Source organism: Mycobacterium sp. IS-1264, assembly GCF_001954195.1.
Lineage (GTDB): Bacteria > Actinomycetota > Actinomycetes > Mycobacteriales > Mycobacteriaceae > Mycobacterium.
The window spans coordinates 21,711-46,912 of record NZ_MBES01000053.1; the positions used below are offsets into that span (position 1 = coordinate 21,711).

Below are 25,202 nucleotides of genomic sequence, written 5' to 3' on the forward strand. Positions count from 1 at the left end.
GGCCTACGATCCGACCATGGCCACTCGTCCCCTCACCGAGCTCGATAAATCCGATGTCCTGTCCGGTCTGTTCGCCGTCTGGGACGACATCGCCGCGCTGCTGGAAGGGTTGCCCGAGAGCGGCTGGTGCGCGGCCAGTCCGCTGCCCGCGTGGGACGTCAAGGCCCTGGTGTCGCACATCATCGGAACCGAGTCGTTCCTGGCCGGCATCGCGCCTCCGCAACCCGACGTCGACGTGTCCGCGCTCGACCACGTGCGCAACGACATCGGAGCGATGAACGAGTGCTGGGTACGTCATCTCAGCGGTGAACCCGGCGTCGAGGTGCTGGCCCGGTTCAGGGACATCACTAACGAGCGGCGCAAGGCGCTGATCAGCCTCTCGGACGAGGAGTGGAACGCGGTCACCGCGACTCCGGTGGGCCCCGAGAGCTACGGGCGATTCATGCGGGTGCGGGTGTTCGACTGCTGGATGCACGAGCAGGACATGCGCGAGGCGCTGTCGCGGCCACCATCCGACAACGAGCTCGACGGGGCCGCGTCGCAGCTTTCCCTCGACGAGGTCGCGGCGACCATGGGATACGTGGTGGGCAAGCTCGCCAAAGCGCCCGAAGGGTCACGCATTCTGTTCGAGCTGACCGGCCCGGTGGCCCGCAACATCCACGTCAGCGTGGACGGTCGCGCTCAGGTGGTCGACGGCTTCGGCGGCCAGGAACCGACGGCGACGATCCGGATGGACGGGCTGCAGTTCACCAGGCTTTCGGGCGGGCGCCCGATGAGCCCCGCCCGCAGCCAGGACATCGAACTCGACGGCGATAAAGACGTGGCCACGCAGGTCGTCGAGCACCTGAACTTTGTGATCTGACCGCAGCCTGCAACGGAAGATAATTCCGTTGCCGCTGGTTGAACACGGCGTACCATGGATTGTCCTGCCGAAAGTCGGCGGGGATGAGCGAAGAACGCATAGACAAGGGGCTGAACGGTTTCGACTTCGCGCATCGAATCAAGGGAAGCGTGCCGGTGCAGGCAAGAGACCACCGTAAGCGTCGCTGCAAATATATAAGCGCCGATTCACATCAGCGCGACTACGCTCTCGCTGCCTAAGCGACAGCTAGTCCGTCAGACCGGGAACGCCCTCGGCCCGGACCCTGGCGTCAGCTAGAGGGATCCACCGGTGAGTCCGGTCGCGGGACTCATCGGGACATACACAGCGACTGGGATCGTCATCCTGGCTGGTTCGCGTGACCAGGAGATCCGAGTAGAGGCATAGCGAACTGCGCACGGAGAAGCCTTGAGGGAATGCCGTAGGACCCGGGTTCGATTCCCGGCAGCTCCACTGAATAGCCGCTGGCCGCCGGATGCGGTCATTACGGCGGTCGCCCATCAGTACGACAACCTCACGCAGCCGCCTGCAGGGTGATCTCGGAGATTTCCATCCGGCTCTCGCCGTGGGTGCTGCCCAAGGTGGAGATCCACACCAACACGTTGGACGTCTTGGTCTGGTTATGCACTTCTATGCGGTTGTGCCCCGATTGCAGTGACGTGGTTGGTGTCAGCTCGACGGTGTCGGCCAATTTGGCTGGGGCATCGGTGGGTGACGAGCGAATCTGCACCTGGGTTCCCGTGCTGGATACGTCGATCGTCACGGCGCTCAGCGCGGTCGGTTCTGACAGGTGTAGCAACAGACCCATTCCTTCGATGAATTTCGGGAAAGGGTCGGCGTCCCTATAGGTCACGGTGGACCACGCCGTGTTTGGGTTCCCGTCAATTGCCAAATTGGCCTTCTGCGGATTGTCGGGGGCACCGTCGGGTGAAAACACCGTTGCGCTCGCTGGCCTGACGATGGGGCCGGGACGAGTCCAATGGCCGAAGCCGTCGGTGAACCACATCACCGCACCCGCGGTCAACAGGATCACAGCGGCAGCGGCGACGAGTGCGGCGATCCACCCCTTTCTGCTTTTCGCTGCTTCCGATGCCTTTTCTCGCGGCGGTTGGGTGCGGGCCGCGGACCAGCGTTGCTTCGGACGGGCTACGGCTGAAAGGTTGACGATCTTGTCGGCATCGAGGATGTCGCCGTCCCAGACGCCGCTGACCTCGACCTCATCCCCATCGGCGAGCTGGCCCGCCACGAGATCAGTTTCAATTTCGACCGGAACATTCGCAGGCCCGTTGTCTGGTGGTTCATACGGGATCAAATGGAACGACAACATCCCGACCTGGTCCTGGGCACCCACCACGCCTTGCTGTACGCCGCGCGCTGTCCCAGTGATGACCAAACGCTCGAGACGCTGCGTGGGTGGGCGTTCGCCCGAGCCCGGGTATCCGGCGCGGCCGGGAGCCTGCTGCGTGAGGGCCCGGGCGAAATCGACGCAGGTCGGGTATCGCTGTTCCGGATCCTTTGCCAGCGCCCTGATCAGCACGGCGTCCAGATGCGCGAGATCGGGTCGGCGCTCTGAGATCCGCGGTGGTGGCGCACTGAGATGGTGGCTTAGCACCACGGCGCGATTTGAGTCTTGAAAGGGTGGGGCGCCGGTTAGTAGGTGAAAGGTCGTGGCAGCCAACGCATATTGATCCGCTCGGCCGTCAAGCGGCTTGCCCAAAAGTTGCTCAGGGGCCACGTAACTGTTAGTACCTATGTCTATGTTGGTCGCAGTCAGGCCGCTGATGTCATCGGTTCGCCGGGCAATACCGAAGTCAGCCAAAAGGATTCGGTGCCGTTCCACCTCAGACCCTGTGAGCAGGATGTTCGCCGGTTTGACGTCGCGATGCAGTAGCTTGCGCTGGTGCGCATAGTCGAGCGCATCAGCGACGGCAGTGACAATCTCGGTCGCGTACCATTCGGGGAGGCCGTCTGGGTAGTGCTGCCGTTGCAGTCGCCCAGCGTCGGTCCCGTCCACGTAGTCCATCGAGATCCAGAGCCGGCCGTTGAACTCACCACGATCGAGAACGCCGACGATATGTGGGTGCCACAGCGTCGCAGCCAATTCGGCCTCGCGATTGAATCTCGCGCGAAACTCCTCGTCGCGTGTTGAGGCCAACGACAAGATCTTCAGCGCGTCGTGACGAGGCAGACGAGGATGCTGGGCGAGGTAAACCTCACCCATACCACCAGTGCCGAGCAAGCGCTGAATAACGTAGCCAGCGAAGACCTCACCGTTGTTGAACGGCATGTCCGAAGCCTACAAACCGGCGTCGCCGAGAAGCGAATTCGGCCAACGAGCACTAGGACCCGAGTGGGGCCCTTGACGCGGTCAAGACGGGAGAGCGAAACCGCAGATAACAAGGGGTGCTGAATCGGGCCGAAACGTAACGAACAGGCAGCTCGCAAGCCATTTTGCCTGATAAAGCGTCCGGTTCGATTCCCGGCAGCTCCACTGAGAATGTGCTGTGCTCAACGTCAAGAGACTTGTGGGTTGGATTATGCCTAGGGTGAGCGGCTTTAATCGTCATACGACGGCAATGTCACGTCGTGCACGCCCGAGACCGCATCACGAGGAGCTCTCATGACCTATCGCCATCTTGCGTGGGTGCTCGGCGCACTGATGGTGGCGGCCATCGTTCCCGTCGAGGCGCATGGCCAACCGCCGACGAAGTGTCTGACCAACACCCCCACGGGCAAGCAGGTCTACGTGCCGTGCGATCTGCTCAACGCCGGCGCCAATTTCCCGCCGGGGCAGCGTTGTCCTCCACCGCTTGAGCAGTACCCGAAAGATGTGGCGGACTGGTGTGGCGAAGGCCCCGGCCTTGCGAGTCCCGCGCCCGCGAGTCCCCCGCCCGCGAGTCCCACGAGCCCAACAGGTCCGACGACCCCTGTGCGGCCTACGACCCCCGTGAGCCCAACGCGTTCTGCGACTCCGACGAGTTCTGCGACCCCGACGAGTTCTGTGACCCCGACGAGTTCTGCGACCCCGACGAGTTCTGTGACCCCGACGAGTTCTGTGACCCCGACGAGTCCCACGACCCCGACGAGTCCCACGAGCCCGGAGGTTCCGGACAGCGCGAGCTGACGACGTCCTGCATGAGGTGGCCAAGTGCGAGAGCGTCCATGCGCGGCAAAAGATTGCTTCCACTGATCGCCATCGCCGCGGGGCTGGCGGCATGTAGCAAGGCGACTCACACCACTACACCCGCCGGGCCGCCATCGATCACCAGCGAGCCCTTCGGTCAGGTGAGCGGGACACCCGTAAACCGCTACACGCTCATCAGCGGGCACGGCATGCGTGTGCGGGTCCTGAACTACGGCGGCATCATTCAGTCGATCGAGGTCCCCGACCGCACCGGGCGCAACGGCAATGTGGTGCTCGGCTTTCCGACGCTGGACGGCTACCTGAACAACACCGGATCCGCCAAAACGTATTTCGGTGCGATCATCGGCCGCTACGGCAACCGGATCGCCAAGGGAGCTTTCTCGTTGAACGGCAACGAGTATCGCCTGCCGATCAACAACAACGGCAACAGCCTGCACGGTGGCAGCGCGGGTTTTGACACGAAGGTGTGGCAAGCCAGCCAGCAGAACGGTAGCGACAGCGTGGGCCTGAAGCTCCAATATGTCAGTCCCGCAGGAGAAATGGGCTATCCCGGCACGCTGACGACAACCGTCACCTACACCGTGAACCAGAAAAACGAATTGCGCATCGACTACCACGCGACCACCGATGCGCCGACCGTGATCAACCTGACCAATCACAGCTATTTCAACCTGGCGGGTGAGGACACGCTCGACGTCTACGACCAGAAGGTCACCATTCGCGCCGACCACTACCTGCCAACCGATTCGACACAGATCCCGACCGGGCAGATTGCCTCGGTGCAGGGCACACCGTTCGATTTCACATCGCCCACCGCGATCGGCGCGCATATCAGTGCGAATGACCCGCAGCTGTTGCTGGCCCAGGGTTACGACCACAACTGGGTGATCAACCGCGGCAACAGCGCGGGGCTGGTGGAGGCAGCCAAGGCCGAGGATCCGCAGACAGGGCGCACGTTGACTGTCTCCACTACCGAGCCCGGGGTGCAGTTCTACACGTCCAATTTCATCGGCGGGGCGTTCACGGGCACCAGCGGGCATATCTACCGGCAGGGCGCGGGATTCACGATGGAGACCCAGCACTACCCGGATTCGCCAAATCAGCCGAACTTCCCGACCACGACGCTCAACCCTGGCCAGGCCTACGATTCGACAACGGTTTTTGCCTTCAGCACGGCGTAAGGTTCGACCATGAACGTCGCGGGCAGGGCCCCGGACATCCACTATGCCAAGAGCGGCGGCCTGAACATCGCGTTCTCGGTGATCGGCGAGGGGCCCGACCTCGTCGTCGCGCCCGGCTTCATCTCGCACCTCGACATCATGTGGGAGGAGCCGTCGGTCGCCCACTTCTACTCACGGCTCGCGTCCTTCCGGCGCGTCGTGATCTTCGATAAACGGGGGACCGGCCTCTCTGATCCGACAACGCATGCGCCGACGTTGGAACAGTCCGTCGACGATATGCGCGCTGTCATGGACGCGGCCGGATGTGAAAGTGCCGACCTCGTGGGCATTTCGGAGGGCGGCACGATGGCGATGCTGATGACGGCCAGCCATCCCGAGCGCGTCAAGGCGCTCGCCCTCTACGGCACGTTCTCCCGCCTGCTCCAAGCGCCCGACTACCCGCTCGGTGTGACCGAGGAGCAGCTGTCGGCGTTGATCGAGCTAAGCGCCAAGGGCTGGGGTGAAGGCGTCGGACTGGGTGCGTGGGCCCCGAGTCGTCGGGGCGACACCGCCCTGCGGGGGTGGTGGGCGCGGCTGCAGCGCGTCGCCGCCAGCCCGGGCATCGTCCGCAACATCTTCGCGCTCTATCCGCAACTGGACATCCGCGACGTGTTGCCCGCGATCCAGGTGCCGACGCTCGTGCTCCACCGGCGGGACGACCGGATGGTGAGGCTCGAGATGGGACGCTACCTCGCCGACCGCATCCCCGGGTCTAAGTTCGTCGAGCTCGACGGCACTGACCACCTGTTCTTCACGGGCGACGCCGACGCCTTGCTCGACGAGGTCGAGGAGTTCCTCACCGGCGTCCGTCCGGTTCCCGCGGTCGAGCGCGTCCTGGCCACCGTGCTGTTTACCGACATCGTCGACTCCACGAAGCGAGCGGTCGAGCTCGGCGACGAGCGATGGAAGGAGCTGCTCGGTAGGCACGACGCCCAGGTGCGGCGCCAGCTCGAGCGCTTCGGTGGCCGTGAGGTCAACACGACGGGCGACGGCTTCCTCGCCCGGTTCGATGGACCGGCCCGCGCGATCCGGTGCGCCATGGCGATCCGCGACATTTTGCGGAGCCTGGGTCTCGAGGTGCGGGCGGGCGTGCACACCGGCGAGGTCGAGCTGCGCGACGACGACATCAGCGGCATCGCCGTCCACATCGCGGCACGTGTGGCAGCAGCGGCCCGGGCGGGCGAGGTGCTCGTCTCGCGCATCGTCGTCGACCTGGTCGCCGGGTCGGGCCTCAGCTTTGCCGCTCGCGGCGAGCACACCCTCAAGGGTGTGGCGGGCGAGTGGGGGCTGTTCGCCGTCGAGGGTTGATATTTGGCTGCGAATCCCAAATCGTTTGTGTCTCAACGTCGATCGATGGGTGATGGAGTTCCTGAAAGTTCCGTCCGCCCCGACGGAATGTGGCAACGACGGCGGCCGGCACATCCGGCTCCAATAACGGAACGGACAGCCAGTCGCAGGGGCGTACGTGCACCAAATCCACTGCCGCCGCGGTCTTGTCGGCGTCGTAGAGGTACGGCCCGCAGATGCGGCCCAACCAGAACCACCCGTCGGTGTCGCGGGTCCACACGAACGAGCCGTCGTCGAGCTCCGCGAATCGGGCGACCCGACGGACAAGGCGCTCCTCATCGGCCTGCCGACTTACGCGTTGCCCGAACCCACACACGCCGAGCCGGCGAGCGCGGTCGATGGTGGCTTGCGGCTCGACGGCGTCGTCGCGCGATCGCATCGGCGCGCGGTAGACGGCGACCAGGTCAGTTCCCCGCTTCGATAGCCGCGACTCGTGCGGCAGCGTCGGGTCCGCAGAAGCGCTGGAGGTCCACTCCGCCCGCGGCCAGCAGATCGTCGATGCGGCGCTTGAGGTCACCCGATGTGAGGTGGGCATACAGGCTCGCGCCCGGGCAAGATGTCTGGGCAAGATCCCGGTGGCCCGCCAGTGTGTTGGTTGCGATGCCAAATGTCCGCGCGGCCCAGGCGAATGCCAGAGCGGCTCCGCGCAGCTGGGCCTCAGACACGGCCTCCTGGTCGAAGTCCCCTTCGCAGAGGACCAGGAAATGGCCCGTCGTGTCGTAGTCCGTTGCGGTGTCGCCCGCTAGCTCAGTGCTCCGGAGTTCATAGATGTTGCCATTACGGTCGACGCCGACGTGATAAGCGATGTCGATCCAGCCGTGCTGGTCTTGGTGATAGCGCTGATCCTGTCTGAGGTGGCCCGGGGCGTTGCGGTTGTCGCCAAGGACCACGGCCTCGTGGTGGAGGGTCATGCGGGTGATCGTCTGGCGCTTGCCCCCCGGGTGGGCCGGGCGCGCACCCCAGGCGTCTCGGCATAGCAACGGTGCTGAAGTGGAAGCGGTCAGCTTGACGCTCGACCGCGTAGAACTCGAGCAGGCGCCGACCATGGACGCCACGCCGACGCTGCCGGCCAGCCCAAGCAGCTGGCGGCGGCTGACGAAATCCGGTCGCTCATCGGGCCGGCCGGGCGGTGGCCCACACATCGTCTTCACCATACGGAGGAGGATCGCGCCAGAGTCGCTTGTCAGGAAATATCCACGGTCCGCATACGTTCCTTGGGAGCAGTTACTAGGATTCGGCGCATGGCACTGGCGAACGGTGCGATTTTCGCTGGCTATACCATTCAGCGACTGCTGGGGGCCGGTGGGATGGGGGAGGTTTATTTGGCCCATCATCCCAGGCTGCCGCGGCTGGACGCGCTGAAAATCCTTCCTGCGGCACTAACCGAGGACGGCGAGTTCCGGCAGCGATTCAACCGCGAAGCTGACCTGGCGGCCGCGCTGTGGCATCCGCACATCGTGGGCCTTCACGACCGCGGCGAGTTCGAAGGCCAGCTGTGGATCACCATGGATTACGTGGACGGGACCGACGCTGGGCGACTGCAACGGCAGCACTACCCAGACGGCCTCCCCGAATGGTACGCGACCGAGATTGTCACTGCCGTCGCTGATGCGCTCGACTATGCGCACCAGCGCAAGCTACTGCATCGCGACGTCAAACCGGCGAACATCCTGCTCACAGGGTCTGAGGTGGAACGGCACCGAATCCTTTTGGCTGACTTCGGTATTGCCCGGCGAACCGATGACATCAGCGGCCTGACTGCGACCAACATGACAGTCGGCTCGGTTGCATATGCGGCGCCCGAGCAATTGATGGGCGAGTCGATAGACGGGCGAGCTGACGAATATGCGTTGGCCGCCACTGCTTTCCACCTCCTAGCCGGTGCGCCTCCATTTCAGCATTCCAACCCTGCAGTCGTCATTAGCAGGCACCTCAATGCGCCCCCGCCGCGGCTAGCAGAGCGGCGCCCAGAGCTGGCGCGGCTAGACCCGGTGTTGTCGAAAGCCCTCGCGAAGAACCCTTCAGAACGCTACCCACGATGCCTTGACTTCGCGCATGCGCTCAGAGCGTGCATCGCCGGCGCGGCCCCTTATCCAGATGCGAACCTTCCCAGCAACATTCGGCCGCTCGAAAGAGTGTCTGCTGTGGGCGGGCCAGCGGGCCAGGCGCCGATCACTCAGCCAGCGATGCCGTCCTCATATCACCGAACGATGCATGTTCCTTCGCCGCAACGGCCCGCGCTGCGTGCAGCCACGGTCGTACCAATGATCTTGGCGGTATTGCTGTTCGGTGCCGCAGGCTTCGCGGTCACGCAGGTTCTACGCCCGGACCCGCAGCCTTCCACCGCCGCGCCGCAGTGGCAGCCGTACGTCGACTACGCCAAACAGTTCACGGTGTGGTTCACGAGTATCAGTGCTCAATCGGCTGATAGCGACATCCAGCGGATCCTCGACGGATCAACCGGGTCTTTCCACGATGACTTCGCTAATAGAAGATCCGACTTCAGGCAGACGCTCGTGAATTCAAACGTGTCAACCCAAGGAACCGTTAACAGCGCCGGCCTGGACTCCATCAATGGCACGACGGCGCACGTTCTGATAGCCGCGACATCCAAGGTCACTAATAACGCTGGCGCATCGCAAGATCCAAGAAGTTGGCGATTAGACGTGCAAGTCGAAAAAGCCGGCGACACGTACAAGGTGTCACGAGTGGACTTCGTGCAATGACCCGCGCCGGGCTACTGCGCGTCGGATGGTGGTTGCTCGTGGTTGCACTCGCCGTCTCGACCGTGAGTGCCGCAGCCGTGGGCGGGTGGCAGATGCAGGTCAAAAGCCGCCAACTGCCTCCCGTCGCTGACCAACCCGCCGATCGTCAGAACGCAACACAGGCGGCAAGTACCGGTACGGTGAAATTGTTGAGCTATTCGCCAGACACACTTGAACAAGACTTCAGCGCTGCCGAAGCGATGCTCACCGGCGACTTCCTCGCCTACTACAAGCAATTCTCAACTCAGGTTGTCATGCCAGCCGCTCGGGAAAAGCGCGTCACTACGTCTGCCACCGTTCTCCGCGCCGGCGTCGAATCCCTTGCCAGCCAGAATGCCTCGATACTTGTCTTCGTAAACCAATCGACCACCACGAAGGAGAAACCGTCGCCGTCAATCGCGACAAGCTCAGTGCGGGTAGGTCTTGTCAAGGTGAACGGAACCTGGCTCATCGCCAAATTCGACCCGCAATAGATCGACGCACGGAGCTGCCCACCAAGGGATGAACAACGAAACACGAGATCGTTGCGAGCGCCGGGCGGGTGCATTCGCGCCAAGTTTTGAGAAGATCCAACCCGAGCGCGGAATCGAAGCAGCGCCAGTATGCCCCCTTTTTCGGGCGCAACTCTCGTAAGAGACATCCAGGCCAGCGGCCTCTAAACCCTTCTCAGCGGCTTCTCAGCAGTCTATCCATACGCTGGCGCTCCCATGTTTACAGCAACTTTTCGCCCACCAGGCGCACGCGTCGAGGTCTCGATTAGGTGACGCGGCAACTGGTTTGGACACCTGTTCCGGATGACACCGACGACTGTCACACGCAACCGACGAGCGGACGTGTGCCGGCTCGGTCGCTGCAACCCGCCGAGTTGGCGCACGCCGCGGTGATGGGCGCCCTGTGCGCCGCGATCGCGATCATTGCGGTCATCCTCCCGCACGCGGGCGCGTTGGGACTGCTGGGCACCGTGCCAATGGGCCTGCTGAGCTACCGCTACCGGATCCGCGTTCTGATCACCGCGACCGTCGCGGCCAGTGTGATCGGCTTCCTGGTCGTCGGCATGAGCGGGTTCGGGGCGGTCGCCCTGTGTGCCTATGTCGGCGGACTGGCCGGAATCGTGAAACGCCGCCGTCGGGGAACGCCGACCGTGCTCGCAACGTCCGTCGTCGCCGGTGTTGCCGTCGGCGCCACGGTGGTCATCGGGTTGACCTTCCTGGTGCGGCTTCGTCAGCTGATATTCCACACCATCACCGCCACCGCCGACGGAGTCGCGACGGCGATCTCGCGCGTGCCGCACCTGCAGGCGGTCGCGCAGGACCTTAAGCATTTCTCCGCCGACGCGCTGCAGTACTGGCAGTGGCTCGTCGTCGGGTACGCCGTCATTGCGATCATGGGTGCCTCATTGATCGGTTGGTGGGCGTTGTCACGAGTGCTGGTGCGCCTCAGGGGAATTCCCGATGTGCACAAACTGGATGCGCCGATCGACTCCGGGTCGATCGAGCCCATCCCGGTGCGACTGGACGGGGTGCGCCTTCGCTACCCGCACACCGACCGCGATGCGCTGCGCCCGGTCAGCCTGGACGTGCGGGCGGGCGAACACGTGGCCGTCACCGGTGCCAATGGTTCGGGAAAAACCACACTGATGCTGATCCTGGCCGGCCGCGAACCGACATCGGGCACCGTTGACCGCCCCGGCGCGGTGGGCCTCGGTCAACTCGGTGGCACTGCCGTCGTCATGCAACACCCGGAAAGCCAGGTGCTCGGCACGCGCGTAGCCGACGACGTGGTCTGGGGATTGCCGCCCGGCAAGAGCATTGATATCGAACGGTTGCTCCGTGAGGTCGGGTTGGCCGGCCTCGCCGAACGCGACACCGGCGGCCTGTCCGGCGGTGAACTGCAGCGCTTGGCCGTGGCCGCGGCGCTGGCGCGAGAGCCCGCGCTGCTCATCGCCGACGAGGTCACCAGCATGGTCGACCAGCGCGGCCGCGACGCACTGCTCGCCGTGTTATCCGGACTCACCGACCGTCACCGAACTGCCCTTGTGCACATCACCCACTACGACAACGAAGCCGAGCACGCCGACCGCACGATCGACCTCAGCGACTCGGCGGACAACACCGCAATGGTCGAAGCCGCAAGAGCGCCCGCGCCGACAGCCGCCGTCGTACACCGACCAAACGCGCCGGTGCTCGAACTCAACGGTGTCAGCCACGAATACGGCAGTGGCACCCCGTGGGCACAGACTGCGCTGCGCGATATCAGCTTCGCGGTCCACGAGGGCGACGGGCTGCTGATCCACGGCGACAACGGCTCGGGCAAGTCGACACTGGCTTGGATCATGGCCGGGTTGACGGTGCCGACCACCGGCACGTGCCTGGTCAACGAACGCCCCGCCGCCGAACAGGTCGGCGCGGTCGCGCTTCAATTTCAGGCCGCCCGCCTGCAATTGATGCGCAGCCGTGTCGACCTCGAAGTTGCTGCGGCAGCGGGCTTTTCGCCCGACGATCACGACCGGGTAATCGAGGCACTGGCGGCCGTCGGCCTGGACGCCGCCCTGGCGAAGCGGCGTATTGACCAACTCAGCGGCGGCCAGATGCGCCGAGTGGTGCTAGCTGGATTGCTGGCCCGGTCGCCACGGGTATTGATCCTCGACGAGCCACTGGCGGGCCTCGACGCGGCCAGCCAGCGCGGACTGGTGCGGCTGCTCGCGGATCGGCGGCGTGAGACCGGCCTGACCGTGGTGGTCATCTCGCACGACTTCGGCGGGCTGGAGGAACTGTGCCCGCGCACCCTGCAGCTGCGCGACGGTCGGCTGGAATCGGCGTCGCCGCATGCGCGGAGGACCCACGAGACGGCCGCCCCGCCGGCCAAGCCGACCAGCCGCCAAAGGCGCCCCGTTGTGCTGCTGCGCCCGGTGCCTGGACGCTCCGCGATGCACGACTTGTGGGCTGGCACCAAACTGCTTGCCGTTGGCGCCATTTCGGTGTTGCTGACCATCAACCCGGGTTGGGTAGCGATCGGACTTGTCGGCGCGCTGGTGCTCGCGGGAGCCCGGGTAGCACGCATTCCCAGAGGCGCGCTGCCGTCGCTGCCGCGCTGGCTTCCGATCCTGCTGGTCGTCGTCGGCGCCACCGCGGCGACGGCCGGCGGCCTGTTGGATTTCCTGCGCTTGACGGCGCTCTCGGTCGTGTTGCTCGGCCTGGGCGCGCTGGTGTCGTGGACGACCAATGTCGCCGAAATCGCGCCGGCGGTCGCCACTCTGGGTCGCCGGCTGCGACCGTTGCGGATCCCGGTCGACGATTGGGCGGTGGCATTGGGGCTCGCACTGCGTACCTTCCCGATGCTGATAAACGAGTTCCGCGTGCTCTACGCCGCTCGCCGGTTGCGGCCCAGACAAACACCGCGAACCCGCGGGGCCCGCGTCCGGCAACTGGCGGCAGACGTGATCGACCTGGTCGTCGCGGTCATCACCGTGACGCTGCGGCGTGCCGACGAGATGGGCGACGCCATCACCGCCCGTGGCGGCACGGGCCAGATCTCGGCGGGCCCATCGCGGCCGAAACGGGCCGACTGGGTGGCACTCTCGATCGTCACGGCGGTGTGTGCGGCCGCCTTGACGGCGGGGCTGGTGCTGGGCGTCTGAAGGCCAGAGGTACTCAGCGCCTGACCAGGCCGCCAATGTGGTAGACACGCGCTATGTCCGCGGTGGGCGACGATCGATTGCTAGCTCCGGGCGAGACGTGCTGGCGGATTGAGCGCGCCGATCAGTTCGCCTACATCATCGACGGGGCCGATTACTTCAGGCACGTCAAGGCTGCGATGCTGCGCGCCCACCACCGAATAGTCCTGGCCGGGTGGGATTTCGACGCCCGGACGACGTTCGAGCGAGGCGCCAAGACGCTTCCCGGCCCCAACCAGCTGGGCGCCTTCCTGTATTGGATGCTGCGGAAGCGACCGGCACTTGACATCTACGTGCTGAAGTCCAACCTGCGCCTGCTCCCGGCCTTTGACGGCATCTGGTTCGGCGTCACCCCGGTGGCGCTGCTGAATCAGATCAGCAGCAAGCGGATGCATCTCGCCATCGACGGCGCGCATCCGATCGGCGCCGTCCATCACCAGAAGATCGTGGTCATCGACGATACGGTCGCGTTCTGCGGCGGCGTCGACCTCACCCTTGACCGATGGGATACACGTGCGCATCAGCACCACAGTCGCGGCCGTCGGACGATGGGGCGCAGGTATGGGCCGCGGCACGAGGTCGCCGCCGCGGTTGACGGTGCGGCGGCCCGCGCGCTCGCTGAGCAGGCACGGACCCGGTGGCTGACCGCGACGGGGCAGTCGTTGGAGCCAGTCGACCCGAAGCACGTCACCTGGCCGCGCGGGCTGGAAGTTACTCTGCGCAACGTCGACGTCGGGATCGCGCGGACGCTGCCGGAACTCGAGGACCGCCGCGAGGTGCGGGAAGTGGAGGCCCTCAACCTTGCCGCCATCGCGGCGGCCCGCGACACCATCTATCTGGAGAACCAATATCTTGCGGCCCGGCGGCTCGTCGATGCGCTTGCCGCTCGACTCAGCGAAGCCGACGGCCCGGAGATCGTCATCGTCATTCCCCGCCGGGGCAACAATCCCCTCGAGCGGGGAACGATGGACAGCGCGCGGCACCGGCTCATTCAAATCCTGTGGGCCGCCGACGAGCATCGCCGATTGGGTGTCTATTGGCCGGTAACCGATGGCGGTGAACCGATTTACGTCCACTCGAAGGTGCTGATCATCGACGATCGATTACTGCGCATCGGCTCGTCCAATCTCAACAACCGGTCGCTGGGCTTCGACAGCGAGTGCGACATCGCCATCGAGGCGGAATCGAATAATCCGCACCACGATGGCATCCGCCGCCAAATCACTTCGGTGCGGCATGAATTGGTGTCAGAACACCTCGGCGTGTCCGTCGACGAGCTCGAGAGCGCGGTGGTCGAGTGCGGGTCGTTCGTCAAGGCCATCGAGACGTTGCGGGGGGACGGCAAGACGTTGCGACCCGTCACCGAGGAGACGGTGGCCGGTGAGGCGAGTCCGCTGGCGGAGAACGACCTGATGGACCCCGATCATGTCCCGCGGTCACTGGCCCGGAGCCTGCAACGGTTCATCGCCGGATTCAGGGATTGACCGAACTATCGGCGTAATACCTTGGCGCGCAGTCGTTTCAGGTGCCTCCGCCCACCAGGTTGTTGTTCTGGGGGCAGTAGGTCTGAACCGAGATTGTCACATAGGTGTTGGCCGAGTCGGCGAGTCCCGGATTACTGGCGCGAAAGGCCGCGGTGATCTGCGGCACCGAGACCCCTCGGCCGATGTCGCTGCACACCAGCTTGCCGTTCGCGATGGCGGCGTCGGGATTCGCGAATGAGATCCCTCGGTCATTGAGCGCCTGAATGTATTTGTTGTCCTGATCCGGGGTGGACACGATCGACGAGGGGCCGGCCGACGGCGGTGCACCCGTTGACCCAGGAGTCGCGCCGCCCTTCGGCGTAGCCGGTGCGGCCGGCTTCGGCGCAGCCTTGTTATCGCCGGTCAACAGCGAACGCCCGAACACGATCGCCCCAGCGAGAACCAGACCGGCCGCGACGAGCGCAGCCGCGATACGCCAAGTGGCACGCCATGATTGGCGGTCGCCCGCCCGGCCGAGTTGTCCGTCGTCGTCGCGACGGTCGTCGCCGCCGCTTTCGCCGTCGCCGTCATCGTTGCTTGACCACGCCAGCTCGGCCGCATCAGGCGCTGCGGAATTGGGTACGGCGACGGTCTCGTCATTGTTGAGTCCGACGGTCTTATCGCCCGCCGGGCCCGGCTCGGCCATGACGGTCATGGTAGCCATCGCCCGCTATGCGCCGCCACCCGCAACGATTTGTGTGATCGAGTCGGGCGCCACGCCCAATCCCCGCAGGCAGAATCGCAGCGCGCGGTTGCGAACGTCGGCGCGCGCGCACTGGCCCGTTGCCCGCTGCCGGTGAGTGTGTCCCCACACGACGCCGTGAATCGACTTCGCGGCCGTCGCCGGAAGGATGTCACGAAACACGCCGAGTTCCAGACCGCGCTGAAGCTGCTCGATGAGTGGCTCCAGAATCGCGTTGTACGCGGGCGACACCAGCTCGGGCGTAGAGGACATCGCGGCCTGGGCCTCCAGGGCAACCTGGCGCACTTCCGAATCGATGTTCTCGTCGAAGGCGAGGTCGAGTCGACCCTCGATCCAGGCGGCCACCGCCGCGGCGGGGGTGGAGGCCGCAGCCATTTTCGTTCTCAGGCGCAGCACCTCATCGCGTGTCACCTCCAGAAACAGCGCCGCAACCAGCTGGTTCTTTGATTCGAAATGCCGATAGAACGCGCGAGTGCTGAGCTGCGCGCGGTCCAGGACCGCCGCCACGCTCAGCCCCTGGACTCCCTGCTCGCGGACGGTTTTCGACGCGGCGGCCACGATGGCGCGACGCACATCGGGGTCGGGGGCGAGCTTGTTTCCCCGCCGCGTGACTGGACGGCTCGCGTAACCATGCCGACGAGTGAGCGGGTCCCCCTGATCCGTCATCAACACCCAAAGGTAATCCTCTCCATTCGCGGATCCCACCTTCCTCGTTTGCCGTCGCGCTAGGCTGCGGCCATGTCGATCGACCGTGCCGGGCTCGTCGCGGGCACCATCCGGCTCGCTTCGGGCGTCCATTTCCTCGTCGACCCGCTGGGTGCGAACCGGCTGTGGGGTGATAGCGAAGAGCCGACGCCGACGGCGCGCCTGCTACTGCGATCGATGGGCTATCGCGACGCCCTGATCGGCGGTCTGCTTGCGACGGCGGCGCTGCGTGGCAAGAACACCCGGGGCTGGTTCCTCGCCTCCGGTGGCGCCGACGCGGCCGACCTGATCGGCGGGCTAAGCGTCCACGACGAACTCAAGCGCCCCCAGCAGCTCATCGGCCTCGGTGGCGCGGTCATCGGCATCGGCGTCGGACTGTGGGGCGCTACCCGTCGCAGACCGAAGCGTCAGCGAACGGCGTCGCCGATCAGCGACCAGTAACACCTTTCGCGCTCGGTCATTTCGTTCGACGTGATCGCGCCGAAAGCCGCGGCCTCGCGCGCGAAGGTGTCGGGCGCATCGGGCAGTGCGTCCGGGCCCTCGAGGCGAAAGCAACTCGGTGCCAGCGGTCCGAAAAGCAGACCGCGGCGCAGCTGCGGCCAGTTATCCAGCCGCGGCTCGACGCCGGCGGCCCGGGCGAAAGTGATCGCCACCAGGTTCATTTGCGTTTTCTGCGGCGAACCCCTTGTGGCGCGATAAGCATCGATCGCCAGCCGCTGGTCGATCTCGCTGCTTGCCGGGATCGTCCCGCCCCACGTGTATGCGATCCACCTGGCTTGCAGTTCGAGTGGCACGAAGTATCCGCCCGACTGGTCCCACATGCCCACAAACGCCAGCCCCGGAAGGTCGGGATGAAAGGTGTAGCGGTCGGCGTCCATGTGCTGGGAGTCGAGGTCGAGGGTGACCCGGATTTCGTCACTGAGAAACGGCAGCGACAGATGGAAGCCGGTGCCCAACACCATCGCGTCGAACTCCTCGGCATGTTCGTCGAGGAAAGTGACCGTCGCGCCCGACACGGATTTCATCCATGGCCGCACCGTGATTCGGCCCTCTGCCACGAGCGGAAGGTAGTGCTGGTTGAGCGTGACACCAGCGGCGAACAAAGACGGGTCGGGCGCCGGCGCGCCGTACTGATCGGGGCTGCCCGCCGCCTCGATCACGATCTCCTTAAGCTGCCTTTCCGTCTCGGCCGCTGGAAGCGCCTCGTTCGCCAGGACTCCGTATCGGGTGTAGAGGCGATGGTCGGAGGGAACGCCGGCGGCGAACTTGGGTGCGACGTACCTCTGCCGCCGCTGGGTGACGACGACGTGTGCGCCGAGTTGGGTGAGTTCCGCCGCGATCTCAAGGGCACTGATCGCGCAGCCTGCCACCAGGACGCGCTTGTCGCGATACGCGCCGCCGTCGCGATAGTGGTAGCTGGAGATGGCTCGCAGGGAGCCGGAGAAGTTGTCGAGTCCTGGAAGGGGTGGGATCGCCGGGGTGTGGAACCTGCCGCTCGCCACCACTACCCGGTCAAAGGGCTCGTCGCCGCCGGCGTGACGCACGAGCCACTTCGCTGCGTCCCGACTGATCAGTTCGACCCGAGTGCCCAGCCGGATGCGCGAGGTGAGCCCAAATGTTTGCGCGTAGCGCTGCAGGTAGTCGAGAATTTCGCGGTTCGGCAGGTAAACGTTGTTGTTCGCGTGCTCGAGGTCGCTGAAGGCCGTCACGGTACGACTGCTGTTGGTGTACATGGCCGGCCATACGCCGCTGCGACCATCCAGGCCCGTCCACTGGCCACCAAGCGACGGCCCCTGCTCGAAGATCGTGGGTTCGAATCCTTGCGACAGCAGCCATCGAGCCGCAATCAGCCCGCCGGGTCCGGCACCGACGATGGCGACGCTTTCCGGGCTCCTTGTCACCTCCGGAACTGTCCCACGACTCGAACTGCTTCGCGATGACTTTCGCGCACCTGCGGTCTGCCGGAATGAAACGCGCCCCGATGCGGTTGACTGTCACCGTTCAACGACGATGGGAGCGGACATGGGTTTCGGGGTGCTGACTTTTGTCACCGATGAGGGCATTGGCCCGGTGGAGCTGGGCGAGGCGCTCGAGGAGCGCGGGTTCGAGTCGCTCTTCCTCGCCGAGCACTCGCACATCCCGGTGGACGCGAAGACCCCGTATCCGGCCGGCGGTCCGATTCCCCCGAAGTACTACCGGACCCTAGATCCGTTCGTGGCGCTGACGGCGGCGGCCGTCGCCACCGAGAACCTGACCCTTGGCACCGGTATCGCCTTGCTTCCGCAGCGCGACCCGATCCTGACGGCCAAAGAGGTGGCGTCGCTGGATCTGGTGTCGCAGGGACGGTTCCGCTTCGGCGTGGGTGTCGGTTGGTTCCGCGAGGAAATCGCCAACCACGGTGTCGATCCCTCGGTGCGGGGACGCGTGTCCGAAGAGCGGTTGCGCGCGATGATCGAGATCTGGACGAACGAAAAGGCCGAATTCCATGGGGAATTCGTGAACTTCGATCCCATCTACAGCTGGCCCAAGCCTCTGACGAAGCCCTATCCGCCGTTGTACCTCGGCGGTGGGCCGGCGAACTTCAAGCGCATCGCCGGGCTAAAGGCCGGCTGGATCTCCCTGAGCCCGTCGGCGGACCTGTTGTCGGCCCCGCTCGAGGAATTGCGGGCAGTCGCCGATCACGACGTGCCCGTCATCCACGTCCACATGGGCGAGGAATGGGAGGCGAAAGATCTCGAGGGCTACCGCGACCTCGGCGTCGATCATGTTCTGGTGGAACTGCCCACCGAGCCCCGCGATCAGACGCTTCGCCGTTTGGACGAGCTGCAGGCGGAATTCGACAAACTGGCGTAAACCTCAAGTGCCGCAGAACGTTTGGTAGGGGCCGAAATCCTCGGGTGCGGGGCTGGCGTAGCGCTCGAGGCCGGGTCGTTCCTCATAGGGGGCGCTGACCGCCCCCAGTAGTCGCTCGACCGGATCGAGATCGCCTTCCGTGGCCGCGGCCAGGGCCTCCTCGACCAGATGGTTGCGCGGAATGTAGATCGGGTTGACGCGATCCATCGACTCGGCGTTGGGACCCAGCCCTCGCCAGCGCGACATCCAGTCGTCGAAGCCGGCATCGGATTCGGACGTTCCTCGGGCCACGTTGCCGAGGCGGCGGAAGAACGAGGTGTAGTCGATGTCGTTGTCCTGCAGCAGGCCGAGCAACTCGTCGACCAACGACCTGACGACCTCGTCGGCGACCTCGGCCGGCAGACCGAGTTTGGCGCGCATACCCGATAGCCAGACCGCGTCATAGCGAACACGGAACGCGCCGAACGTCTTTTCCGCGAGCGCGACCGCCTCCTCGATGTCGTCGGAGAGCAACGGCAGCAGCGCCTCGGCGAACCGGGCCAGGTTCCACCCGGCGACCGCCGGCTGGTTGCCAAAGGCGTAGCGGCCCCAGAAATCGATGGAGCTGAAGACCGTCTCCGGGTTGTAGGCCTCCATGAACGCGCACGGCCCGTAGTCGATGGTTTCACCGGAGATCGTCATGTTGTCGGTGTTCATCACGCCGTGGATGAACCCGATCAGCATCCATTGGGCCATCAGCGATGCCTGGACCGCGACCACCGCTTCGAACAGCGCGAGGTACGGGCGCTCGGCCTGCGCCGCGCCGGGGTGGTGGCGGGCGATCGCATGGTCGGCCAGCCGTCGCAGCAGGCCGATGTCGCCGGTCGATGCGGCGTATTGGAAGCTGCCCACCCGCAGGTGACTGCCGGCGACGCGGACCAGCAGGGCGCCGGGCAGCAGCGTCTCACGCTGGACCGGGCGTCCGGTAGCCACGACGGCAAGGGATCGCGTGGTCGGCACGCCCAGGGCGTGCATCGCCTCGCTGACGATGTATTCGCGCAACATGGGGCCCACCGCGGCCAGGCCGTCGCCACCGCGCGCGAACGGTGTGGGACCGGAACCTTTCAGGTGGATGTCGCGCACTTGCCCGTGGCCATCGACGACCTCGCCCAGGAGAAGAGCGCGGCCGTCGCCCAACCGTGGCTGGTAACCGCCGAACTGATGCCCTGCGTAGGCCTGGGCGACCGGAACTGCGCCTTCGGGGACCAGATTGCCCACCAGAAAGCGCAGCCCGTCGGGACTGCGCAGCCAGGCGGCGTCGAGGCCGAGCTCCTCGGCCAGCGTCTCGTTGAGCGCGAGCAGCCGCGTCTCGGGAGGCGTCTGAGCCTGCCAGCGGATGGCCATCTCCGGCAACTCGCGGGAGAATTGGTCGCCCAAGGCGACGGCCATTTCCGGTGTGACGCTCACGCCACCGAGACTACGGAAACTGCTGCCGGTCGCGACTAGCCGACGGCTTGTCGGATCAAATCGCGTGCCCGGTCCAGCATCGACGCGAACGGGCCGACGGCGAAATTCAGCTTCGCCGATTCCACGCCCGGATGCGGGCGGGTTGGCGCGATGGCCTCGGCCGCCCGCACCGCTGTTCCCATCCGCTTGAGCTCGTCGGCGTCGACCTCTCGCTTCAGCACCGGGAACTCCTCGTTCTCCTCGTGCTTCGCGTGGTCCAGCACGGCGTCGCGCAACTTGGTGAGCTCGTCGATGAACCGCTGCGAGGTGATGTCGAGCTTCTCGATCTGCGAGAGCGCTTCCTTGGCCTGGTGCTCTTCGGTCAACCGGGCGTCGACGATCGTGTCGCCGGTGCGCGCCTCGCGGCGAACCCGGGGGTGCACCACCATCTCCTCCGCTGTCTCGTGCACGGCCAGCAGCTGTCGCAACTCCACGAACGGCTTTTCGCGCGCCTGCGGGTCCGACGCGTGCAGCACTTCGTCGAACATGTCCTCGATGAGGTTGTGCTGCGCTTTGAGGAACGCCACGACTTCGTCGGGCGATTGAACAATCATGTCGGCCATCGCCGATACCTCCATTGGAGCAAGGGGAGCGCGGGCTTTGGGCTGTGCACCGCTTCGGCGGAAGATACCCCGCGGGGGAACACTCAAACGCCCCAGCTCCACCGCCCTTTTTGGGCATCGCTACGGTTTAGGGAATGTATGAAGAGGTCGACACCGACGCGGCGGACCCCGCGGACATAGGCTCGCGCATCGATCCGGTTCTGGCGCGCAGTTGGCTATTGGTCAACGGCGCGCATGCCGACCGGTTCGAGGCCGCGGCTCGCTCGCGCGCCGACATCGTCGTCCTCGACATCGAGGACGCGGTGGCGCCCAAGGACAAGGCCGCCGCCCGCGACAACGTCGTGCGTTGGCTCGGCGGCGACAACACCGACTGGGTTCGCATCAACGGCTTCGGTACCCCGTGGTGGGCCGACGATTTGGCCGCGCTGGCCCGCACCCGCGTCGGCGGGGTGATGCTGGCGATGGTCGAATCGGTGGACCACATCACCGAGACCGCGAAGCGGCTGCCCGACGTACCGATCGTGGCGCTGGTCGAAACGGCGCGCGGTCTCGAGCGCGTCACCGAAATCGCCGCGGCCAAGGGCACGTTCCGGCTCGCCTTCGGTATCGGTGATTTCCGGCGCGACACCGGGTTGGGAGAAGACCCGACCACGCTGGCTTACGCTCGGTCGCGCTTCACGATCGCCGCGAGGGCGGCCAACCTGCCCAGTGCGATCGACGGCCCGACAATCGGCTCCAACGCGCTCAAGCTCATCGAGGCCACGGCCGTCTCCGTCGAGTTCGGCATGACCGGCAAGATTTGCCTCTCGCCGGAGCAGTGTGCGGTGGTGAACGAGGGGCTGTCGCCCTCGCAAGACGAAATCGGCTGGGCCAAGGAGTTTTTCGCCGAGTTCGAACGTGACGGGGGAGAGATCCGCAATGGGTCCGACCTGCCGCGCATCGCCCGGGCCACCAAGATCCTCGAGTTGGCTCGCTCCTATGGCATCGAGGCATCGGACTTCGAGGACGAACCGGTCCACATGCCGGCGCCGTCGGACACGTATCACTACTGACGCAAGACGGAGGGCCCGATGAGTACCGTCGTGGACTTTCATTTCGACCCGATGTGTCCGTTCGCTTACCAGACGTCGCTATGGATCCGCGACGTCCGTGAGCAAGTGGGGATCACGATCAATTGGCGGTTCTTCAGCCTCGAGGAGATCAATCGCGAAGACGGCAAGAAGCATCCGTGGGAGCGTGATTGGTCCTACGGCTGGTCGCTGATGCGGATCGGGGCGCTGCTGCGTCGCACTGACATGTCGCTGCTGGACCGGTGGTACGCGGCGATCGGACGCGAACTGCATGCAGCAGGTGGCAAACCACACGACCCCGCGGTTGCGCGGCGCCTGCTGGGCGAGATCGGCGTCGATGCGGCGATGTTGGATGCGGCGCTGGACGACCCGACCACCCACGACGAGGTTCGCGCGGAGCATCAGCGGGTCGTCGACGCGGGCGGGTACGGCGTTCCGACGCTGTTCTTGTCCGGACAGTGCCTATTCGGGCCGGTGTTGGTGGACCCGCCGACCGGGCCCGATTCGCTGAGGCTGTGGAGCGTGGTGACGGGCATGGCCGAGTTGCCGCATGTCTACGAGCTTCAGCGTCCGAAAGCACCGGCCGACGTCGAACTCATCGGCCGGCGTCTGCGGCCCTACCTCGATGGGCGCGATTGGGTGAGTATCAACCGCGGCGAAGTCATCGACCTCGAGCACCTCACCGGCCAAGGCTGAGGCTCTCGTCTACGCGGCGTGCCGCGGCAGTGCGATGCCGATGCGGAATTCGAAGTCGTTGAACATCATCGTCGGGGCGCGCGGCGGGGCCGCTGACCGGTAGGTCTTACCCGTTGGGGTCGTGAATTCGGCTGTGTGGGTGTGAGTTTCGTCGATGCTCGTGCTGACCCGCCACCCGGCGGCTTCCTTGGTGTAGTTGCAGCGCTCGCACAATCCGAGGCCGTTGTCCGCAGTGGTCGAGCCGTCCTGGGACCACGGTCGCGCATGATCGCGATGTCGGATCGGCGCATCGCAATAGGGAGTGCGACAGCGCTGATCCCGCAACTCGATGAAGGCGGCCAGCCCCCGCGGGAAAAGCCGCGCCCGTGACTCCATCGCCACCAGCGCGCCCGTCGGGGGACGGGCGTAGAGCCTGCGCAGCGTCGCCCGAGAGCGTCGGTCGCCGACGGCGCTGGAGATCATCGCGCGGGCGATCGCCGCCGGCACAGGGCCATACCCGCGGATATCGGCTGGTGCGTTACCACCGCCCAGCAGCGTTTCATCCGAGAGGACGACGTAGACCGCGACCGGAACGGGCACGGTCGCTTCGCGGCCCGTGACCCGTTCGACCAGCGTGTCGGCCATCACCTGTCCGCGTGACCGCCCGTCGCAGCGGGTGTCCGCCTCGCGACGCAGCGCCGCGTACACCGAAACTCCCTGGGCCACCGGCAACAACGCGGTCAGATAGGTCATGGTGTCGGGTGCCGGCCGAATGGTGACGGTGCGCTCGTTCTCGGCCTTGGCCGCCCGCTCGACAACGGCGTGCGGGTCCAGGCGGTAGGCGATCGCCTTGGCGGCCGCGGCCACCCGCGCGTCGCCCATCCCGTCCAGTCGGGCCGGGTCAGCGCACAACTCTGCATCCAGCGTGCGACGATCCTCGACGTCCAAGCAGGCGCTTTCCCGCACGATCAGGGTGGCCCGCCACTCGGAGAGCATCCCGCATTCCAGCGCCGCCAGCGTGTGCGGCATTTCGTGCACCAGCGCCTTGGCAAAGCCCAAATGCCGGCCGCCCCGGGCAGGGGCGTCGCGTCGTGCCAGTGCGATCTCGCTGGCCAGCCCGCGTCCGCGTTGAGCCGCGGGCACCCCGGCGGCCGCCTCGGCCTCGCGGCGTGCCGTGTCCAGCGCGACCGCGGCGCGCGCCTGGCGCGCCGCCGCCGCGGATTTGGCTCTCTCCAGTTCGGCGATGTACTCGATCAACGCCGACTCGTCGGCCTCCGGGTCGAGCGCCACTAACGTATCGAACATACGTTCGAGGATAGCAGCCGTCACCGACAGCGCTACTCTGACCAGGTGAGCGCCAGAAAGCGCATCCGGGTGGCGCGGGTATACGACGACGCCGGCGGTGATGACGGCCAGCGGGTCCTGGTCGATCGCATCTGGCCGCGCGGAGTCCGCAAGGACGACCCCCGGGTGGGAACCTGGTGCAAGGACGTCGCGCCGTCGAAAGAACTGCGTGAGTGGTACCAGCACAAGCCGGAACGGTTCGACGAATTCGCATCGCGCTACACGGCGGAACTGCGCGACAGCCCCGCGCTGGAGGAACTGCGCAAGCTGACCAAACGCGGCGCCGTCACCCTCGTCACCGCCACCCGGGACGTCGACATCAGCCAAGCGGCCGTCCTGGCCAAGCTCCTGAAAAGCCGCTGAGACGGTCGCGCGATGCGGCTGGGATTGCACGCGCTGGGAATCGGCACCGGCGCCGACCGCGCAGTGATCGATGCCGTCGCCTCGGCCGCCGACAGGTGCGGGTTCGCCAATTTGTGGGCCGGCGAACACGTCGTCATGGTGGACTCCTCGGAGTCACGCTATCCGTATTCCGAGGACGGCGTCATCGGCGTTCCGGCACAAGCGGATTGGCTCGACCCAATGATCGCACTGAGTTTCGCCGCCGCCGCCTCATCGCGGATCGGCGTCGCGACGGGCGTGTTGCTGCTGCCCGAACACAATCCGGTCGTGGTGGCCAAACAGGCCGCGAGCCTGGACCGGTTGAGCGGCGGGCGACTGACACTCGGGGTAGGAGTCGGGTGGTCCAGGGAGGAATTCGCCGCGCTCCGAGTGCCTTTCGAACATCGCGCGGCTCGCACGGCCGAATACGTCGCCGCCATGCGCACGTTGTGGCGCGACGACGTCGCCTCGTTCGACGGGACGTTCGTCGGCTTCGATTCGATTCGCGTCAACCCCAAGCCGGCCCGCGATCGCCGTATCCCGATCGTGGTCGGGGGCAACAGCGATGCGGCACTTCGGCGCGTTGCGGCATGGGCGGATGGCTGGTACGGGTTCAACCTCGCCGGAGTAGAGGCGGTGCGTGAGCGGATCGGAAAGCTGCGGCGGCTGTGCGCCGAGGCCGGGCGTGACCGCTCCGAACTGAGGCTGGCCGTGGCCTTGAGTGAGGCCAGCGTTCGCGATATCGATGCGCTGGTGGAGTTGGGCGTCGACGAGTTGGTACTGGTCGAGGCGCCACCCGGCCGTCCCGGGGTGGCGGCCGACTGGGTTTCGGCGCTGGCCGATCGGTGGATGGGTAGGCTCCCCGGTTGA

At 65.8% G+C, this 25,202-nt stretch carries 22 protein-coding genes and 1 other RNA gene; 14 read left to right on the forward strand and 9 right to left on the reverse strand.

The genetic code is table 11. The annotated features are described in order from the left end of the window. The first annotated feature begins 16 nt into the window (after positions 1 to 16). Both A5744_RS10535 and ssrA read left to right on the forward strand, forming a co-directional pair. A complete protein-coding gene (locus tag A5744_RS10535) occupies positions 17 to 862 on the forward strand; it encodes a maleylpyruvate isomerase family mycothiol-dependent enzyme (RefSeq protein WP_076060740.1) in 846 nt (281 codons plus the stop codon). A gap of 106 nt (positions 863 to 968) precedes the next feature. Then, positions 969 to 1,336: a transfer-messenger RNA gene (gene ssrA, locus A5744_RS10540) on the forward strand. A gap of 58 nt (positions 1,337 to 1,394) precedes the next feature. Here the strand turns inward: ssrA and A5744_RS10545 are convergent. Beyond that, positions 1,395 to 3,167, reverse strand: a complete 1,773-nt coding sequence (locus tag A5744_RS10545) for a serine/threonine-protein kinase (protein ID WP_076060741.1) — start codon at positions 3,165 to 3,167, stop codon at positions 1,395 to 1,397. 998 nt (positions 3,168 to 4,165) lie between these two features. Here A5744_RS10545 and A5744_RS10550 point away from each other — a divergent pair. Both A5744_RS10550 and A5744_RS10555 read left to right on the forward strand, forming a co-directional pair. Continuing rightward, entirely contained in the window at positions 4,166 to 5,206 is a 1,041-nt protein-coding gene (locus A5744_RS10550) for an aldose epimerase family protein (RefSeq protein ID WP_240563012.1), read from the forward strand. A gap of 9 nt (positions 5,207 to 5,215) precedes the next feature. After that, a complete protein-coding gene (locus tag A5744_RS10555; RefSeq protein WP_076060743.1) occupies positions 5,216 to 6,553 on the forward strand; it encodes an adenylate/guanylate cyclase domain-containing protein in 1,338 nt (445 codons plus the stop codon). On the opposite strand, the gene A5744_RS10560 is transcribed toward A5744_RS10555, so the two are convergent. Both A5744_RS10560 and A5744_RS10565 read right to left on the reverse strand, forming a co-directional pair. Further along, entirely contained in the window at positions 6,507 to 6,995 is a 489-nt protein-coding gene (locus A5744_RS10560) for a GAF domain-containing protein (protein WP_076060827.1), read from the reverse strand. The two genes, A5744_RS10555 and A5744_RS10560, sit on opposite strands and share 47 nt — an antisense overlap. 1 nt (position 6,996) lies before the next feature. Continuing rightward, a complete protein-coding gene (locus tag A5744_RS10565; RefSeq protein WP_240563013.1) occupies positions 6,997 to 7,746 on the reverse strand; it encodes a peptidoglycan recognition family protein in 750 nt (249 codons plus the stop codon). Positions 7,747 to 7,833: 87 nt separating this feature from the next. Between A5744_RS10565 and A5744_RS10570 the strand changes: the two genes are divergently transcribed. The 4 genes from A5744_RS10570 (at position 7,834) to A5744_RS10585 (ending at position 14,514) form a co-directional block, all read left to right on the forward strand. Then, a complete protein-coding gene (locus A5744_RS10570; protein WP_076060745.1) occupies positions 7,834 to 9,318 on the forward strand; it encodes a serine/threonine-protein kinase in 1,485 nt (494 codons plus the stop codon). After that, positions 9,315 to 9,830 (forward strand): hypothetical protein, encoded by a 516-nt coding sequence (locus tag A5744_RS10575; protein ID WP_076060746.1) that lies wholly within the window; start codon positions 9,315 to 9,317, stop codon positions 9,828 to 9,830. The genes A5744_RS10570 and A5744_RS10575 overlap by 4 nt, the downstream gene beginning before the upstream one ends. Before the next feature lie 410 nt (positions 9,831 to 10,240). Further along, complete coding sequence (locus A5744_RS10580; protein ID WP_083679265.1) at positions 10,241 to 12,994, forward strand: ATP-binding cassette domain-containing protein; 2,754 nt, start codon at positions 10,241 to 10,243, stop codon at positions 12,992 to 12,994. Between the two features lie 53 nt (positions 12,995 to 13,047). Continuing rightward, complete coding sequence (locus tag A5744_RS10585) at positions 13,048 to 14,514, forward strand: phospholipase D-like domain-containing protein (protein WP_170874466.1); 1,467 nt, start codon at positions 13,048 to 13,050, stop codon at positions 14,512 to 14,514. A 37-nt stretch (positions 14,515 to 14,551) separates the two neighbouring features. Here A5744_RS10585 and A5744_RS10590 read toward each other — a convergent pair whose 3' ends face one another. Next, the gene (locus A5744_RS10590; protein ID WP_170874467.1) at positions 14,552 to 15,199 is read right to left on the reverse strand and encodes a DUF732 domain-containing protein; all 648 of its coding nucleotides are present in this window, start codon (positions 15,197 to 15,199) and stop codon (positions 14,552 to 14,554) included. Positions 15,200 to 15,223: 24 nt separating this feature from the next. Continuing rightward, positions 15,224 to 15,922, reverse strand: coding sequence for a TetR/AcrR family transcriptional regulator (locus A5744_RS10595; protein WP_083662986.1), 699 nt, complete (start codon positions 15,920 to 15,922; stop codon positions 15,224 to 15,226). A gap of 72 nt (positions 15,923 to 15,994) precedes the next feature. Between A5744_RS10595 and A5744_RS10600 the strand changes: the two genes are divergently transcribed. Next, entirely contained in the window at positions 15,995 to 16,402 is a 408-nt protein-coding gene (locus A5744_RS10600) for a DUF4267 domain-containing protein (protein WP_076060754.1), read from the forward strand. On the opposite strand, the gene A5744_RS10605 is transcribed toward A5744_RS10600, so the two are convergent. Beyond that, complete coding sequence (locus A5744_RS10605) at positions 16,369 to 17,862, reverse strand: NAD(P)-binding domain-containing protein (RefSeq protein WP_076060755.1); 1,494 nt, start codon at positions 17,860 to 17,862, stop codon at positions 16,369 to 16,371. The genes A5744_RS10600 and A5744_RS10605 overlap by 34 nt on opposite strands. Before the next feature lie 121 nt (positions 17,863 to 17,983). Between A5744_RS10605 and A5744_RS10610 the strand changes: the two genes are divergently transcribed. Further along, positions 17,984 to 18,814, forward strand: a complete 831-nt coding sequence (locus A5744_RS10610) for an LLM class F420-dependent oxidoreductase (protein ID WP_076060757.1) — start codon at positions 17,984 to 17,986, stop codon at positions 18,812 to 18,814. A gap of 3 nt (positions 18,815 to 18,817) precedes the next feature. On the opposite strand, the gene A5744_RS10615 is transcribed toward A5744_RS10610, so the two are convergent. Further along, a complete protein-coding gene (locus A5744_RS10615) occupies positions 18,818 to 20,260 on the reverse strand; it encodes a protein adenylyltransferase SelO (protein ID WP_076060759.1) in 1,443 nt (480 codons plus the stop codon). 35 nt (positions 20,261 to 20,295) lie between these two features. Continuing rightward, positions 20,296 to 20,862 (reverse strand): hemerythrin domain-containing protein, encoded by a 567-nt coding sequence (locus A5744_RS10620; protein ID WP_076060760.1) that lies wholly within the window; start codon positions 20,860 to 20,862, stop codon positions 20,296 to 20,298. A gap of 134 nt (positions 20,863 to 20,996) precedes the next feature. Here A5744_RS10620 and A5744_RS10625 point away from each other — a divergent pair, with 134 nt between their 5' ends. After that, entirely contained in the window at positions 20,997 to 21,914 is a 918-nt protein-coding gene (locus A5744_RS10625) for a CoA ester lyase (protein WP_076060762.1), read from the forward strand. 18 nt (positions 21,915 to 21,932) lie between these two features. Then, positions 21,933 to 22,628, forward strand: coding sequence for a DsbA family protein (locus A5744_RS10630; RefSeq protein WP_076060764.1), 696 nt, complete (start codon positions 21,933 to 21,935; stop codon positions 22,626 to 22,628). A 9-nt stretch (positions 22,629 to 22,637) separates the two neighbouring features. Here the strand turns inward: A5744_RS10630 and A5744_RS10635 are convergent, their stop codons facing one another. Beyond that, complete coding sequence (locus A5744_RS10635; RefSeq protein WP_076060766.1) at positions 22,638 to 23,912, reverse strand: DUF222 domain-containing protein; 1,275 nt, start codon at positions 23,910 to 23,912, stop codon at positions 22,638 to 22,640. Positions 23,913 to 23,957: 45 nt separating this feature from the next. Here A5744_RS10635 and A5744_RS10640 point away from each other — a divergent pair, with 45 nt between their 5' ends. Both A5744_RS10640 and A5744_RS10645 read left to right on the forward strand, forming a co-directional pair. Beyond that, complete coding sequence (locus A5744_RS10640) at positions 23,958 to 24,314, forward strand: DUF488 domain-containing protein (RefSeq protein ID WP_076060768.1); 357 nt, start codon at positions 23,958 to 23,960, stop codon at positions 24,312 to 24,314. A gap of 12 nt (positions 24,315 to 24,326) precedes the next feature. Next, positions 24,327 to 25,202, forward strand: a complete 876-nt coding sequence (locus A5744_RS10645) for an LLM class F420-dependent oxidoreductase (RefSeq protein ID WP_076060769.1) — start codon at positions 24,327 to 24,329, stop codon at positions 25,200 to 25,202.

Excerpts from the sequence above, each read along its gene's own strand:
- A5744_RS10535 (WP_076060740.1), top strand. The coding sequence starts at position 17 with ATGGCCACTCGTCCCCTCACCGAGCTCGATAAATCCGATGTCCTGTCC.
- A5744_RS10625 (WP_076060762.1), top strand. The coding sequence starts at position 20,997 with ATGTATGAAGAGGTCGACACCGACGCGGCGGACCCCGCGGACATAGGC.
- A5744_RS10580 (WP_083679265.1), top strand. The coding sequence starts at position 10,241 with ATGGGCGCCCTGTGCGCCGCGATCGCGATCATTGCGGTCATCCTCCCG.
- A5744_RS10565 (WP_240563013.1), bottom strand. The coding sequence starts at position 7,746 with ATGGTGAAGACGATGTGTGGGCCACCGCCCGGCCGGCCCGATGAGCGA.
- A5744_RS10555 (WP_076060743.1), top strand. The coding sequence starts at position 5,216 with ATGAACGTCGCGGGCAGGGCCCCGGACATCCACTATGCCAAGAGCGGC.
- A5744_RS10635 (WP_076060766.1), bottom strand. The coding sequence starts at position 23,912 with ATGTTCGATACGTTAGTGGCGCTCGACCCGGAGGCCGACGAGTCGGCG.
- A5744_RS10620 (WP_076060760.1), bottom strand. The coding sequence starts at position 20,862 with ATGGCCGACATGATTGTTCAATCGCCCGACGAAGTCGTGGCGTTCCTC.
- A5744_RS10610 (WP_076060757.1), top strand. The coding sequence starts at position 17,984 with ATGGGTTTCGGGGTGCTGACTTTTGTCACCGATGAGGGCATTGGCCCG.
- A5744_RS10645 (WP_076060769.1), top strand. The coding sequence starts at position 24,327 with ATGCGGCTGGGATTGCACGCGCTGGGAATCGGCACCGGCGCCGACCGC.
- A5744_RS10575 (WP_076060746.1), top strand. The coding sequence starts at position 9,315 with ATGACCCGCGCCGGGCTACTGCGCGTCGGATGGTGGTTGCTCGTGGTT.
- A5744_RS10590 (WP_170874467.1), bottom strand. The coding sequence starts at position 15,199 with ATGGCCGAGCCGGGCCCGGCGGGCGATAAGACCGTCGGACTCAACAAT.
- A5744_RS10585 (WP_170874466.1), top strand. The coding sequence starts at position 13,048 with ATGTCCGCGGTGGGCGACGATCGATTGCTAGCTCCGGGCGAGACGTGC.
- A5744_RS10630 (WP_076060764.1), top strand. The coding sequence starts at position 21,933 with ATGAGTACCGTCGTGGACTTTCATTTCGACCCGATGTGTCCGTTCGCT.
- A5744_RS10600 (WP_076060754.1), top strand. The coding sequence starts at position 15,995 with ATGTCGATCGACCGTGCCGGGCTCGTCGCGGGCACCATCCGGCTCGCT.
- A5744_RS10570 (WP_076060745.1), top strand. The coding sequence starts at position 7,834 with ATGGCACTGGCGAACGGTGCGATTTTCGCTGGCTATACCATTCAGCGA.
- A5744_RS10545 (WP_076060741.1), bottom strand. The coding sequence starts at position 3,167 with ATGCCGTTCAACAACGGTGAGGTCTTCGCTGGCTACGTTATTCAGCGC.
- A5744_RS10595 (WP_083662986.1), bottom strand. The coding sequence starts at position 15,922 with ATGACGGATCAGGGGGACCCGCTCACTCGTCGGCATGGTTACGCGAGC.